Annotated in this window: 13 protein-coding genes; all 13 read left to right on the forward strand. The window is 74.4% G+C overall.

Translation table 11 applies throughout. The features are described 5' to 3' along the window. Positions 1 to 3 precede the first annotated feature (3 nt). Positions 4 to 2058, forward strand: coding sequence for an FAD-dependent oxidoreductase (locus DSM104299_RS10605; RefSeq protein WP_272477272.1), 2055 nt, complete (start codon positions 4 to 6; stop codon positions 2056 to 2058). Beyond that, positions 2058 to 2969 (forward strand): fumarylacetoacetate hydrolase family protein, encoded by a 912-nt coding sequence (locus tag DSM104299_RS10610; protein ID WP_272477273.1) that lies wholly within the window; start codon positions 2058 to 2060, stop codon positions 2967 to 2969. Before DSM104299_RS10605 ends, DSM104299_RS10610 begins: the two co-directional genes overlap by 1 nt. 82 nt (positions 2970 to 3051) lie before the next feature. Continuing rightward, positions 3052 to 4086, forward strand: a complete 1035-nt coding sequence (locus DSM104299_RS10615) for a LacI family DNA-binding transcriptional regulator (RefSeq protein WP_272477274.1) — start codon at positions 3052 to 3054, stop codon at positions 4084 to 4086. Then, a complete protein-coding gene (locus DSM104299_RS10620) occupies positions 4083 to 5000 on the forward strand; it encodes a carbohydrate ABC transporter permease (protein ID WP_272477275.1) in 918 nt (305 codons plus the stop codon). Before DSM104299_RS10615 ends, DSM104299_RS10620 begins: the two co-directional genes overlap by 4 nt. Position 5001: 1 nt before the next feature. Beyond that, entirely contained in the window at positions 5002 to 5847 is an 846-nt protein-coding gene (locus tag DSM104299_RS10625) for a carbohydrate ABC transporter permease (protein ID WP_272477276.1), read from the forward strand. Between the two features lie 38 nt (positions 5848 to 5885). Then, positions 5886 to 7175, forward strand: coding sequence for an ABC transporter substrate-binding protein (locus DSM104299_RS10630; protein ID WP_272477277.1), 1290 nt, complete (start codon positions 5886 to 5888; stop codon positions 7173 to 7175). A 49-nt stretch (positions 7176 to 7224) separates the two neighbouring features. Further along, the gene (locus DSM104299_RS10635) at positions 7225 to 8193 is read left to right on the forward strand and encodes an ADP-ribosylglycohydrolase family protein (protein WP_272477278.1); all 969 of its coding nucleotides are present in this window, start codon (positions 7225 to 7227) and stop codon (positions 8191 to 8193) included. Further along, positions 8181 to 9263 carry an ADP-ribosylglycohydrolase family protein gene (locus DSM104299_RS10640; protein ID WP_272477279.1) on the forward strand — a complete coding sequence of 361 codons (1083 nt, stop codon included), beginning with the start codon at positions 8181 to 8183 and terminating at the stop codon, positions 9261 to 9263. The genes DSM104299_RS10635 and DSM104299_RS10640 overlap by 13 nt, the downstream gene beginning before the upstream one ends. Next, entirely contained in the window at positions 9260 to 10432 is a 1173-nt protein-coding gene (locus DSM104299_RS10645; RefSeq protein ID WP_272477280.1) for an ADP-ribosylglycohydrolase family protein, read from the forward strand. The genes DSM104299_RS10640 and DSM104299_RS10645 overlap by 4 nt, the downstream gene beginning before the upstream one ends. Continuing rightward, the gene (locus DSM104299_RS10650; RefSeq protein WP_272477281.1) at positions 10423 to 11796 is read left to right on the forward strand and encodes an ADP-ribosylglycohydrolase family protein; all 1374 of its coding nucleotides are present in this window, start codon (positions 10423 to 10425) and stop codon (positions 11794 to 11796) included. Before DSM104299_RS10645 ends, DSM104299_RS10650 begins: the two co-directional genes overlap by 10 nt. Next, entirely contained in the window at positions 11793 to 12701 is a 909-nt protein-coding gene (locus DSM104299_RS10655; RefSeq protein ID WP_272477282.1) for a ribokinase, read from the forward strand. Before DSM104299_RS10650 ends, DSM104299_RS10655 begins: the two co-directional genes overlap by 4 nt. Beyond that, entirely contained in the window at positions 12698 to 13888 is a 1191-nt protein-coding gene (locus tag DSM104299_RS10660) for a CaiB/BaiF CoA transferase family protein (RefSeq protein WP_272477283.1), read from the forward strand. The genes DSM104299_RS10655 and DSM104299_RS10660 overlap by 4 nt, the downstream gene beginning before the upstream one ends. Further along, a complete protein-coding gene (locus tag DSM104299_RS10665; RefSeq protein WP_272477284.1) occupies positions 13885 to 14739 on the forward strand; it encodes an HpcH/HpaI aldolase/citrate lyase family protein in 855 nt (284 codons plus the stop codon). The genes DSM104299_RS10660 and DSM104299_RS10665 overlap by 4 nt, the downstream gene beginning before the upstream one ends. The last annotated feature ends 10 nt before the right edge of the window (positions 14740 to 14749 follow it).

A 14749-nucleotide genomic window follows, 5' to 3' on the forward strand; every position in this document is an offset into this window, starting at 1 on the left:
CCGATGTCGACCGCGACAGCCACCCCGATGACGTTCGCCGGCGAGGGCCTGTACCCCAGGCTCTTCTCGCCGTGGGCGCTCCGCAACCAGGAGGTCAAGAACCACATCATCTTCCCGCCCACCTGTCCCACGTGGACCGACCAGGGCGTGCTGACCGACATGGCCACCGCCTACTACGAGGAGCGGGCCAAGCACGAGGTCGGGCTGATCATCATCGGCGCCACGCACGTCCATCGCGACTCCTTGGCGGCGCCGCTGATGACGCCCCAGCTGTTCAACGACGACAACGTCGAGCCGCTGCGGGCGATCGCCGACGCCGTGCACGCCCACGGGACCAAGCTCGCCATCCAGCTCTGGCACTCCGGCATGCGGGGCTTCCCGTTCCCCAAGCAGGATCCCGGCTACGACCTGGACGCGAGCTGGCACACCGTGTCGCCGAGCGCGATCCCGCTCGGCGAGTTCCCGGGCGGAGGGACGCCGAAGGAGCTCACCGACGGTGAGATCCTCGACGTCATCGACGCCTTCGGAACGGCCGCGGAGCGCGCCGCGCGGGCCGGCCTCGACGGGGTCGAGTTCCACCTCAGCCACGGCTACCTGGCCTGGCAGTTCCTCTCGCCGCTCTACAACCACCGCACCGACCGGTGGGGCGGCTCGTACGAGAACCGGCTGCGCTTCCCGATCGCCTGCATGGAGAAGATCCGCGAGGCGGTCGGCCCGGAGATGTTCATGGGCTACCGGATCAACTCGACGTCGTTCTGGCCCGGCGACCTGGAGATCGACGACATCAAGCAGATCGTCGGCGACCTCGAGCAGCGCGTCGACGTCGACTACGTGAGCGTGTCGGCGGGCGTCCACCACGCCTTCATCCACACGCCGATGGAGTTCGAGGCCGGTTGGGAGAAGGGCTACGCGCGGGCGGTGAAGGACGTGTCGACCAAGCCCGTCTTCCTCGTCGGCCGGATCACGACGCCCGAGGACGCCGAGCGGCTCCTCGAGGAGGAGCAGGGCGACGCGATCTGCCTGGCGCGCCAGATGTTCGCGGACCCGGAATGGGGCCGGAAGGCGCGCGAAGGCCGCTCGGAGGACATCCGCCGCTGCGTCGCCGCCAACCTGTGCTGGCGCAAGGCGAGCACCGGGCAGCGCGTGCAGTGCGTGTACAACCCGACGATGGGCCGCGAGAGCCGCTGGGGCGCCGGGACGTTGACGCCGGTGGCCGAGCCGCGCAACGTCGTCGTCGTCGGCGGCGGCCCGAGCGGGCTGGAGTGCGCGCGAGTGGCGGCGGCCCGTGGGCACAACGTCACCGTCCTCGAGCGCGAGGCCGACCCGGGCGGGCACGTGCGCCTGCAGTCGCTGCTGCCCAGCCGCAGCGAGTACGGGCGCATCGGGACCTGGTTGGCCGAGCAGGCCGTCAAGAACGGGGCGACGATCCGCACCGGCACCGACGTGACCGAGGACAACATCGCCGGGCTGCTGGACGAGCTCCGCGCCGACAAGGTCGTCGTCGCGACCGGGGCGAGCATCGCCGTCGACGGCTTCCAGGGCTGGACCGCCGAGGCGCTGCCCGGGCACGACACCGCCAGCCTCGTCGGCTGGGACGACGTCGTCACCGGCCGCGCGACGCCGACCGGCGACGTGCTGGTCGTCGACGACGTCTGCGACGTCGTCGCGCCGCTGACCGCGGTCGCGCTGGCCAACGCGGGCGCTCGGGTCAAGATCGTCACGCGCTGGCCCATGATCGGCATGGACACGATCCTCGACGTCTACCTCGAGTGGATCCTGCCCCAGGTCTACCGCGCGGGGGTGGAGATGGTCTGCGACCGGTTCGTCAAGGAGATCCGCGGCAAGGAGACCGTGCTGCAGAACGTGCACGCCCCGGACGACGAGCTCGTCCTGCCCTCCGATCACCTCGTCATGGTCACCGCCCGCCGCGCCGAGCACGCGCTGGCCGACCTGCTGGCCGAGCAGGGCGTGGACGTCGCGACGATCGGCTGCGCGGTGGCGCCCAGAGGAACCTACGAGGCCGTGTTCGAGGGCCACCGCGAAGGGCGGCGGATCTGATGCGCCAGGTCAGCGTCCTGACTGATGAGGGGCGTCGCGCGGGCATCCTCGACCGCGAGCGCGTCTACGTCACCAGCTACCCGGGGCTGGAGGCGGCGGTCGCCGCCGGCGCCGACCTCGCGTCGGCGCCGGGCAGTTGGAGGCCGGCGGAGGCGGTGCGCTTCGATGCGCCGCTGCGGCCTCCGGTGGTGCTCTGCGCCGGGCAGAACTACGCGGACCACCTGGACGAGAAGGCGCCGGTCGAGGTCGAGGACCCCGAGTTCTTCATCAAGGCCGGGCAGACGATCGCGGCGCCCGGCGAGGTGTGCCTGCTCGACGGCGACGTCACGACGAAGCTCGACTACGAGACCGAGCTCGGGATCGTGATCGGCGTCCCCGGCCATCGCATCGCCGCCGAGGACGCGCACCGACACATCGCCGGGTACGTGGTGCTCAACGACCTCACCGCGCGCGATCGGCAGGTCGTCGTCCACCCGGACGGCAGCTTCGGCCTGGCGCTGGGTCCCGGGAAGAACTTCGACGGCGCGACGCGGATGTCGAGCTGGGTGACCACCGGCGACGAGGTCGGCGATCCCCAGGCGCTGGGCCTGACCACGCGCGTCAACGGCGAGCTGCGGCAGTCCAACAGCACCGCCGCGATGGTGTTCTCGATCGGGCGCATCGTCGAGTACCTGTCGAACCTCCTGACGCTGCAGCCCGGGACGGTGATCGCGACCGGCACGCCGGGCGGCACCGGGTGGGGCATGGACGCGCAGCTGGGAGGGACGTCGACGACCCCGGAAGGCTGCGCGCCCGCGCGCTACCTGGCGCACGGCGACGCCGTGACGAGCGCGGTCGAGGGCGTCGGCGAGCTGTCGTTCCACGTGCGCGCGGCCGGCCGCGGAGACCGGCGGCTGCGCCAAGCCGCCTAAGGGAGAAGGCCGCGCCGGCTTGACAACTCGGCGCGGACGTGGAACGGTGCTGTAAGCGTTTACGTAAACGCTTACAGAGCCCGTGACGCCCAAGCGCCCAACCTCTTCCGCCGCACCGACCGTCGACACCGTCGCGAGGGCCGCCGGCGTCTCGATCGCGTCGGTGTCGCGCGTCCTCAACGGGCTTCCCGCCAGCGACGAGGTGGCCGACCGCGTGCACGCGGCGGTGGCCGAGGTCGGCTACCAGCCCAACGCGGCGGCGCGGTCGCTGAAGTCGCGGCGCACCCACCAGATCGCCTTCGCGATGGAGAACATCGCCAACCCGGTGTACGTGGCGATGGTCCACGCGATCCAGGAGGTCGCCAAGGAGCGCGGCTACCAGCTGCTGCTGCACTCCACCGACGCCGACGCCGACGACGAGCTCGCGCTGCTCAACGGCCTCGGCCGGCGCTACGTCGACGGGCTGATCATCTCGCCCATCCGGATGTCGCCGGCGCACGTCGAGGCGCTGCGCACGGCGGCCGCCCCGGTCGTCGTGATCGGCGCCACGCCGGACGACCTCGCGGTCGACACGGTGCGCGTGGACTCCCGGGCGGGCGCGGCGCGCGCCGTCGAGCACCTGGTCGACACCGGCCGGCGCCGGATCGCGTTCGTCAACGGCCCGGTCGACACCACGCCGGGCTCGATCCGCCGGGCCGGCTACGAGGACGGGCTCGCCGCGCGCGGCATCGCGCTGGACGAGGAGCTGCTCGAGACCGCGGACTTCCGCCTGGCCGGGGGCGCCGAGGCCGCTCGCCGGATCCTCGAGCGCACGCGTCCGGACGCGATCTTCTGCGCCAACGACCTGATGGCGCTGGGCGTGCTCAACGTCCTGCGCGAGGCGGGCCTGCGGGTTCCCGAGGACGTCGCCGTCGTGGGCATGGACGACATCGACCTCGCGACGATCGCCTGGCCGCAGCTCAGCAGCGTCTCGCTGGGTTCCGACGAGCGCGGCCGGCGCGCCGCCGAGCTGCTGTTCGAGCGCCTCGAGCAGCCGGACCGCGAGCCGCGCCGCGAGCTCGTGGAGACCAGCCTGGTCGTGCGCGGCTCCAGCGCCGCGCGCGAGGTGGCGTCGTGACCACCGCCATCGCCGTCCCGACCCGCCGCACCCGCCGGCGCCGCACGCTCGGCCTCAACCGCGAGGCGCTGCTGCTCGTCATCCCGGCGCTGATCCCGATCGCGATCTTCAGCGTCCTGCCGTTGGCGCGCGGCATCTACCTCGGCTTCACCGACGCCCACGCCGGGCTGAACGTGAGCACGAGCGCCAACGGCCTCGCGAACTACCGCGAGCTGCTGCACGACAGCCTGTTCTGGAACTCGTTCAAGGTCGGCCTCGTCTGGGCGGTCACGGTGACCGCGCTGCAGTTCTGCCTGGGGCTGGGGCTCGCGCTGCTGCTCAACGAGCAGCTGCGGCTGCGGTGGCTGGCCCGGACGCTGGCGCTCATCCCATGGGCGATGCCGCCGGTGGTCGTCGGCCTCATGTGGAAGCTGATCTACCACCCCAACGCGGGCATCCTCAACGCCGCGATCGCCAAGCTCGGCGGGGCGGGGGACACCGACTGGCTGACGAACTTCTCGACGGCGCTGCCCGCCGTGATCGTCGTGGGCGTCTGGGCCGGGATGCCGCAGACGACCGTCACGCTGCTGGCCGGGTTGCAGAGCGTCCCCGGGGAGCTGCACGAGGCCGCGGCGGTCGACGGCGCCGGGAGCTGGCAGCGCTTCCGGCACATCACGCTGCCGTCGCTGGCGCCCATGATCATGGCCATCACCACGCTGGACTTCATCTGGAACTTCAACGCGTTCGGCCTGGTCTACGTGCTCACCGCCGGCGGTCCCGGCGGCCGGACGCAGCTGCCGATGCTCTTCGCCTACCAGGAGGGCTTCGGCTACGGCAACTTCGGCTACGCCGCCGCGCTGGGCAACGTGATGGTGTTGATCATCGCGGGGCTGATGGTGCTCGTGCTGCGGCGCCGGCTGCAGGAGGCGAGCTGACATGACGATGGTCGCGGAGCGGCCGCGCCGGCGGCGCGCGTTCCAGTACACGGCGCTCAGCGCCTACCTCCTGTTCCTCGCGTTCCCGCTGCTGTGGCTGCTGAGCACGGCGTTCAAGGGGCCGCGCGAGATGGCGCGGCTGCACCCGACGCTGATCCCGCACGCGCCGACGCTCGACAACTTCAGCGCCGCGCTGCACGAGCAGGCGCTCGTGCACAGCGCCTGGAACAGCGTGAAGGTGTCGGTCGCGGCCGCGGTCCTGACCGTGCTGCTCGCGCTGCCCGCCGCCTACGCGCTGGCGCGCTTTCGCTCGCGGCTCAACCGGGTCGCGCTCGGCTGGGTGGTGCTCAGCCAGATCTTCCCGTTGATCCTGATCATCATCCCGCTGTTCCTGATCCTGCGCGACCTGCACCTGGTCGACACCCACCTGGGCTTGATCATCGTCTACGTCGTGTGGTCGCTGCCCTTCGCGCTGTGGCTGCTGCGGGGCTACGTGCAGGGCATCCCGGTCGAGCTCGAGGAGGCGGCCGCCACCGACGGCGCGGGGCGGCTGCGGATCCTGGTCTCGATCGTCGCGCCGCTGCTGGCGCCTGGGATCGTCGTCACGCTGCTGTTCTCGTTCATCTCCGCGTGGAACGAGTTCTTCCTGGCCTTGGTCGTGCTCAACGACCCCGAGCAGGCGACGCTGTCGCTGACGCTGGCGAGGTTCCTGGGCAAGGAGGGCGTGGCGGACCTCGGCCCGCTGGCCGCCGCGTCGGTGCTCGCGACGATCCCCAGCCTCGTGCTCTTCGGCGTCATCCAGCGCCGGCTGACCTCGGGCCTGCTCAGCGGAGCGGTAAAGGGTTGACAAAGATGTGGGTTGCTGTTCATACAAGGAGGAGAGAGATGCGCCGTAGAGCGCTGGCCGTCGCGCTGATGGCCGTGATGTCGATCGCCGTCGCCGCGTGCGGCGGCTCGAGCGGGGGCGACGAGAGCGCCGCGAAGGGCCCGGTCAAGCTGCGGTTCCTGAGCCTCGCCTGGCAGAAGGAGTCGATCTCCGCCAACAAGGAGATCGTCGCCGCCTGGAACAAGAGCCATCCGAACATCCAGGTCCAGTACGTCCAGGGCGACTGGGACTCGGTGCACGACCGGCTCGTCACGGCCTTCGCGGGCGACAAGGCGCCCGACGTCTTCCAGTACTCGTCGGACTCGCTGGGCGACTTCGTCCGCCAGGGCTACATCGCCAAGCTCGACGACCGGCTCTCGGCGTCGATGAAGAGCGAGATCCGCCCGGACGCCTGGAAGACCGTGCAGTACCAGGGCGGGACCTACGCGGTGCCGTTCCTGCAGGAGTCGCAGATCATCGTCGCCAACCGCAAGCTGTTGAAGAAGGCCGGGATCGCCGTCCCGACGCCCGACCAGCCGTGGACGTGGGATCAGTTCCAGGCGGCGGCCAAGACGCTGACCACCGGCGGGACGCACGGCGTCGCGTGGGCGCTGAAGCAGTCGACCAACCGCGTGCTGAACCTCTCGCTGTCCTTCGACGGCAAGTTCTTCGGCAGCGACGGCAAGTCGGTGTCCTTCGACGCGGCCGACCAGCAGGTCCCCAAGCGGATCCACGACATGCTCTACACCGACGCGTCGGCGGCCAAGGACGCGCTGGGCATGGGCACCGCCGACCCGCTGCCCGCCTTCTTCGCGGGCAAGTACGCGATGGTGCCGGCCGGCGTGTGGTTCCGCCAGCAGGTCCAGCAGCAGGCGCCCAAGGGCTTCGACTGGGTGACGCTGCCGCCGCTGAAGGGCGCCAACCAGGACCAGGGCGCGGTCTCGCAGACGCTCTCGGTGACGCAGCAGTCCGACCACCAGGACCAGGCGACGCAGTTCATCGAGTACTTCCTCAACGCCAAGAACATGGCCCAGCTGGCCAAGGGCGACTGGCTGCTGCCGACCAGCGACGCGGCGTCGGCCGAGCTGGAGAAGCTCACCGGCGGCAAGGACGGGTGGGACGTCGCGCTGGCGTCGGGCAAGGACCTGGTGCTCGCGCCGTTCCAGCAGGTGCCCGGCTACGCGGAGTGGAAGGACAAGATCGCCGATCCGGCCTTCCAGGAGTACTTCGCCGACCGGATCTCGCTGGACCAGCTGGGCAAGAAGCTGGTCGACGACGGCAACCCGATCCTCCAGTCCGCGGCACGGTAGGAGCAGGGCCCTGACCTCGTCCCCGACAGCCCCCGACGAGCAGGCGGCCGTGCGCGAGCGTGCGCGCGGCTGCCTGCTCGGGCTGGCCCTCGGCGACGCCCTCGGGGCGCCGGCCGAGAACCTGACGCCGGAGCAGATCGCGCAGCGTTGGGGCCGGCTCGACGCGTTCGTGGCCGACGACCCGGCGGGCACCGACGACACGGAGTTCGCGGCGTTCGCCGCCGGCCTGCTGCTCGAGCACGGGGCCGCGCTGACCGCCGCCGACGCGGCCGCGGCGTGGCGGCGCGACATCGTCGGCCAGCGCGAGGCCTTCCGCGGGGGCGGCTTCAGCACGCTCGAGGCGATCGTCAACCTCGAGCGCGGCTTGCAGCCGCCGCACAGCGGCCGGCACCACCACGCCTGGAGCGACGGGCTGGCGATGCGCGCCGCCGTGCACGGCGTGTTCGCGGCGGGCGATCCCGTGCTGGCCGCACGCCTGGCCGTCGCGGAGGGCAGCGTCGACCACGACGGCGAGGGCCTGCACGGCGGCGCGGCGGTCGCCGCCGGGGTGGCCTGCGCGATGGTCGGCGGCGACGCCCGTGCCGTGGCCGCCGCGGCGCTCGCCGCGATCCCGCCCGACAGCTGGACCGCGCGGGCGCTGACGGCCGCCGTCGCCGCCGGTGTCGCGGCCGATGGACCCCAGGACCTGACGGCCAGGCTGCACGCCGCGCTGGTCACCCACCGCTACCCGTGGACCGACCTCGCGCCCGAGGCCGTCGGCCTGGCGTTCGGCGCGTTCGTCGCGGCCGACGGCGCGTTCGTCGACAGCGTCGTCGGCGCGGTCAACCTCGGGCGCGACGCCGACACGATCGCCGCGATCGCCGGCGCGCTGGCCGGCGCGGTCGGGGGAGAGGACGCCCTGCCCGCCGACTGGCGGGCGCGGCTGGGCCCGCTGCGCGGCAGCTGCCTGCGGGTCGTCGCGGGACAGGACATGACGGAGATCGCCGACGCGCTCGCGGAGGCCTCGTGGCGACGCTGAGCGATCGCGTCCTGGGCACGGTGCTCGGCCTCGCGGTGGGCGACGCGGCCGGCTGGCCCGCGGTCCGGCACCGGGCGGTGGCGCTGCCGCCCTGGACGCGGCGGCTGGCGCGCGAGCTCGACGCGCACGCCGAGGAGCAGGGCGTCACCACGCTGCCGGTCCCCTTCAGCCTCAACCAGCCGCCGGCGCCGCTGCGCATCGGGCCCGGCGACGACGCCGAGTGGCTCGCGTTCACCGCCGAGCACGTCCTCGCGGCCGCGCCGCCCGACCGCGCGACGATCGACGCCGCGTGGGCGGCGCTGGCCCGGCGCGCGGACGAGCCCGGGCTGCGCGCGCGCATCTCGGTCCGCTGCGCGCTGGACCACCTCGCGGCCGGGCGCGCCGCACCGGTCAGCGGCCACGACCACCCGCACTGCGCCGACGACGCGGCGGCGCTGCGCGCTCCGGTCTTCGGCATGCTCGCGCCGGGCGACCCGGACGCCGCGGCCGCGCTGGCCGCGGTCGACGCCGCCGTCACCAACGCCGAGGACGGGCTGCACGCCGCGCGCGCGGTCGCCGCGGCGGTGGCAGTCGGCGTCGCGGCCGGCGGCGTCGAGGACGTCGTGGCCGCCGCGCTGGCCGAGCTGCCCGCCGGCACGGCGATCCGGCGCCAGGCCGACGCCGCGGTCGGCCTCGGGCGCGAGGCGGCGACGCAGGGCGGTCCGTTCGCCGTCGTCCCCGCCATCGACGGGCAGCTGCTGGACCACGTCTACAGCTACGGCGTCGCCGCGGCGGACACGTTGCCGGCCGCGCTGGCGCTGCTGGTCGCCGCGGACGGCGCGCTGGTCCCCGCGGTCTCCGCCGCCGCCTGCCTGGCGCGCTGCGCGGACTCCGCGCCGGCGCTGACCGGCGCGCTGGCCGGCGCGCTCGGCGGCGCCGGCGCCGTGCCCACGGCCTGGCGCGACCGCGTCGCGACGCTGGCCGGGTGCTGCCTGCCCGAGCTCGCCGGGCGCGACCTCCACGACCTTGGCCGGCGGCTCGCGCAGCGCGCCGGCACACCGCCAACCCAGACGACAGGAGCCGTCACATGATCTCCGAGACCGCCCGCGCCATCGCCTTGGAGGACCGCGCCGTCGGCTGCCTGGCGGGCAGCGCCGTCGGCGACGCCCTCGGCGGTCCGACCGAGGGCTGGTCGCCCGAGGACATCCGCGCGCGCTACGGCGGCTGGGTCGAGGGCTTCGTCCCGCCGTTCTACCCCGACTGGCGCGAGGCGCGCCCGATCGCCCCCTACCGCAAGGGTGACGGGCGCGTGACCGACGACACGCTGATGACCCACGCGCTCGTCCGCGTCTACCGGTCCAAGCGCGACCACCTCGACGCCTACGACATCGCGTCCGAGCTCGTGCCGTTGATGATCGGGGAGAAGCAGTGGATCCCCGAGCTCGACCGCGAGGCGCTGCCGCTCGAGCGCGTCTTCCTGGCCGAGAAGTGGCTCGTGCTGCGGCTGCACTACGGCCACGTCGACCCGCGCGAGGCCGGCGTCGGCAACGTGGTCAACTGCGGCGCCGCGATGTACATGGCGCCGGTCGGCGTGGCCAACGCGGCCAACCCGCGCGCGGCGTACGCGGAGGCGATCGATCTCGCCGGCCCGCATCAGTCGAGCTTCGGCCGGGAGGCCGCGGGCGTGCTGGCCGCGGGCGTCGCCGCCGCCATGGCGCCCGGCGCGACGGCCGACTCCGTGATCGGCGCCTGCCTGGACGTCGCCCACGACGGGACGGCCGCCGCGATCGACGCGGTCGTCGAGGCGGCCGGGCGCTGCGACAGCTGGCGCGAGGCGCTGCCCGTGCTGCGCGACGCCGTGCGCCCGTACGACACGGTCGCCGACACCTACCGCGAGCCCGGCCTGGGCGCGCGCCGGCCGAGCCGGCTGCACGCGATCGAGGAGCTGCCCGTGGCGCTCGGGCTCGTGCGCATCGCCGGCGGCCGCTACGAGGACGCCGTCCTGGCGGGCGTCAACTACGGCCGCGACTCGGACTCGATCGCGTCGATGGCCGGCGCGATCTGCGGCGCCCTGCACGGTCGCGACGCGGTGCCCGAGGCGTGGCGGACGGGCGTCGCCTACGCCAGCCGGCTCGACATCGAGGAGCCGGGACGCGGCATGGCCGCGGTGGCGGCCGAGATCTTCGCGCGCGACGTCGAGCGCCGGACGGCCGTCGACGCGACGTTCCGCGCGCTGCTGGAGGACGACGCGTGCGCTTGACCTGGGTGCAGCCCGAGGACCTCGCCGGCTTCGCCCTGGACCAGGCGCGCCAGGAGGGCCGCGACGTGACCGCTCAAGCCCGCCGCTGGGCGGCGGCCGGCGGCCTTCCGGCGCCGGCGCGCCGCGGCGCCTCCGCCGAGCCCGCGCCGCCGGCGCTGCGCGCGCTGGCCGAGGAGCTGCTCGACGAGCTCACGGCGCTCCCGTCGCCGCATGCGGCCGAGGAGCCGAGCGACTGGGACGCGATCGCCGCGACCTGGCCGGCGCCGCCGCCGGCGTTCCCGGCCCCCCGAGGCGACGCCGAGCTGCGCGATCGCCTCCACGGCGCGTGGCTCGGCCGGGCCGCCGGCTGCCTGCTCGGCAAGCCCGTCGAGCAGCTGCCGCGGGCCGGCATCCGCGAGATCCTCGATGCGACCGGTCGCTGGCCGCTGGCCGCGTACTTCACCGCCGAGGGGCTGCCGGAGGACGTCGCCCGCCGCCGGCCGTGGAACCGCCGCAGCGCGCCGACGAGCCTGGCCGAGAACATCGTGGCGATGCCCGAGGACGACGACATCAACTTCCCGATGCTGGCGCTGGCGCTGCTCGAGGAGCGCGGGCGCGCCTTCACGACCGACGACGTCGCCGAGCGGTGGCTCGCGCAACTGCCGGCCGGGCGCGTCTTCACCGCCGAGCGCGTCACCTACCGCAACCTGCTGATGGGGCTGGCGCCCGCGCGCGCCGGCGGCTGGCGCAACCCGTTCAGCGAGTGGATCGGCGCGCAGATCCGGGCCGACGCGTTCGGCTGGGCGAGCCCCGGCGCGCCGGCGGCGGCCGCGGAGCTGGCGTGGCGCGACGCCGTCCTGAGCCACCGCGCCAACGGCATCTACGGCGCGCTGTTCGTCGCCGCGATGACCGCGGCGGCGCCGTGCGTGGAGCGCGTCGAGGACGCGATCGCCGCGGGCATGGCGGTCGTCCCGCCGGCCAGCCGGATGGCCGCGGCCCTGCGCTTCGCCAGCGCCCAGCACGTCACCGACTGGGAGCCGGCGGTCGACGCGCTCTACGAGCGCTACGGCGACCTGCACTGGGTCCATGCCATCAACAACGCGGCGCTGGTCGTGCTGGCGCTGCGCCACGGCGACGGCGACTTCACGCGGTCCATCTGCGCCGCGGTCAGCGCCGGCTGGGACACGGACTCCAACGGGGCGACCGTCGGTGCCGTGGTCGGCGCGCTGGGCGGGACCGCCGCGATCCCGGACGCCTGGACGGCGCCGTTGCGCAACACCGTCCGGACCACGCTGGCGGGCTTCGACGGCATCGGCTTCGACGCGCTGGCCGACCGGACCCTGGCGGTCGCCACCGTCCGCGGCGCCGAGGTGGCGACCGCATGAGCGGGCCCGGCATCGTCGTGGTCGGCAGCGCGAACGTCGACATGGTGGTCTACGTCCAGCGCGCGCCCGCGCTCGGCGAGACCGTCGCCGGCGAGCGCTTCACGCGCGGTCCGGGCGGCAAGGGCGCCAACCAGGCCATCGCCGCGGCCCGGCTCGGCGGCCGCGCCGCGCTGGTCGGGGCGATCGGCGACGACGACGCGGGCGCGCTGCTGCGCGACGCGCTGACAGCGGCCGGGGTCGACGTCGCGGGCCTGCGGGTCTCGACCGAGCCCACCGGGAGCGCGCACATCGTGGTCGACGCGGAGGGCGCGAACGCCATCGTCGTCGTCCCCGGCGCGAACGCCGCGGTGACGCTGAGCGATGAGGATCATGCACGCATCGCGGCCGCCGACGCGGTGCTGCTGCAGCTCGAGGTCCCGCTCGGCGTCGTCGTCGATGCGGCGACCGCCGCGCGGGCCGCGGGCACGAAGGTGGTGCTGACCCCCGCTCCGGTGCAGCCGCTGCCCGACACCTTGCTGAGGGCCGTCGACGTCCTGGTCCTCAACGAGCACGAGGCGCGGGGCCTGACCGGACAGGACGACCTCGACGTGGCCGTGGAGGAGCTCGCCGCACGCGTCGCCGACGTCGTCGTCACGCTGGGCGAGCGCGGCTGCCTGCATCGCGCGGCGGGCGCGGCGCCGGTGCGGCGCGCGGCGTTCGCGGTCGACGCCGTGGACACGACGGGGGCGGGGGACACCTTCGCCGGCGCGCTGGCCGTGGCGCGCGCGGAGGGCCGCCCGTGGCCCGAGGCGCTGGACTGGGCGTCGGCCGCCGCCGCGCTGGCGGTCACGCGCGCGGGCGCGTCGGCCGCGATGCCCGACCGGGCCGCGGTCGAGCGGCTCGTGGCGGCTGGAGACGGCGCGTGAGGCGCGGGCCGCTGGCCGGGCTGCGGGTCGTCGAGGCCTCCACCCTGTTCGCGGGGCCGATGGCCGCGATGCTCCTCGGCGACTTCGGCGCCGACGTCGTCAAGGTCGAGCACCCGCGGCGTCCCGACCCTGCGCGCAGCCATGGCGCGAGCAAGGACGGCGTCGGCCTGTGGACGAAGGTCCTCGGGCGCAACAAGCGCGCGATCACGGTCGACCTGTCCCACGCCGACGGCCAGGAGCTGTTGCTGCGCCTGATCGCCGACGCCGACGTCCTGATCGAGAACTTCCGGCCCGGCACGCTGGAGCGCTGGAACCTCGGCCCCGACGTGCTGGCCGCGGCCAACCCCCGGCTCGTGCTCGCCCGCGTGACCGGCTTCGGCCAGTTCGGCCCCTACTCCGGACGTCCCGGGTTCGGCACCCTGGCCGAGGCGATGAGCGGGTTCGCGGCCATCACCGGCGAGCCCGACGGACCGCCGACGCTGCCGCCGCTGGCCCTCGCCGACGGCATCACCGCGCTGGCCACCGCGTTCGCGGTCATGACCGCGCTCAACGCGCGCGAGCACACCGGTCGCGGCCAGGCGATCGACCTCGCGATCATCGAGCCGATCCTGACGCTGCTGGGCGCGCAGCCGACGGTCTTCGACCAGCTCGGGACCGTCCAGCAGCGCACGGGCAACCGCTCGGTGACCAACGCGCCGCGCAACACCTACAAGACGGCCGACGGCGCCTGGGTCGCGGTGTCCGCCAGCGCGCACAGCGTCGCCGAGCGCGTCGTGCGGCTCGTCGGCCGGCCCGACCTCGCCGAGCAGCCGTGGTTCGCGTCCGGCGCCGAGCGCGCCGCGCACGCCGACGAGATCGACCCGGCGGTCGCCACCTGGATCGGCCAGCGCACGCGCGACGAGGTCGTGGAGGCGTTCGCGGCGGCGCAGGCGGCGGTCGCGCCCATCTACGACGTGCGCGACGTCCTCGCCGATCCGCAGTACCGCGCGCTGGAGTCGATCGTCACCGTCGACGACGACGAGCTCGGCCCGCTGCGCATGCAGAACGTGCTGTTCCGCCTGTCCGAGACGCCGGGCGCGATCCGGTGGGCCGGTCCCGCGCACGGGCGCCACACCGACGAGGTCCTCGGCGAGCTCGGCCTGGAGGCCGAGGAGATCGCGCGGCTGCGCGAGGCCGGCGTCGTATGAGCGCGCCCCCGCCGCTGACGCTGCTCTACGCCCCGGCCGACCGTCCCGAGTTGATGAACAAGGCCGTGGTGGCCGGCGCCGACGTGGTCATCGTCGATCTCGAGGACGCCGTCGCTCCTGCCCACAAGGCCGCCGCTCGGCGCAACGTGGCGGCGCTGCTGGCGCAGCGTCCGCCGGTGCCTGTCGACGTCCGGATCAACGACCCGCGCTCGCCGCTCGGCCGCGACGACCTCGCCGCGATCCGCGATCTCCCGGGCCTCGGCGGCGTGCGGATCCCGAAGGTCGACGACCCGGACGTCGTCCGCGACGTCGCCACGGCGCTCGACGCCGGCGCGCGCGGGCTGGCGCTGCACTGCCTGCTGGAGTCTGGGCTCGGCGTCGAGCGCGCGCACGCGATCGCCGCCGCCGATCCGTCGGTCGGAGGCATCGGGCTGGGCGAGGCCGACCTGGCCGCCGAGCTCGGCGCCGCCGACGACGGCGCGCTGGACTGGGCCCGCGGCCGGGTCGTGATCGCCGCGCGCGCGGCCGGGCTGCCCGCGCCCGCCCAGTCGGTCTACGGGCGTCTCGGCGACCGCGACGGCCTGGCGGCGTCGTGCCGCCGAGGGCGGGCGCAGGGGTTCTTCGGCCGCGCGGCGATCCATCCGGCGCAGCTGCCGGTGATCGTCGAGGCCTACCGCCCCGCCGCCGAAGAGGTCCGCCGTGCGCGCGAGCTCGTCGACGCGGCGGCCGTGGCCGACGGGACCTCGACCGGCGCGTTGGTGCTGCCCGACGGGCGGTTCGTCGACGCGGCGTTCGTGAAGGGAGCCGAGCGGACCCTCGCGGTCGCGCGCCGGCTCGGCATGGTCGGATGACGCAGGAGGA

Origin of the sequence: Baekduia alba, assembly GCF_028416635.1 — a bacterium.
In the GTDB taxonomy this organism is placed as follows: Bacteria; Actinomycetota; Thermoleophilia; order Solirubrobacterales; family Solirubrobacteraceae; genus Baekduia; species Baekduia alba.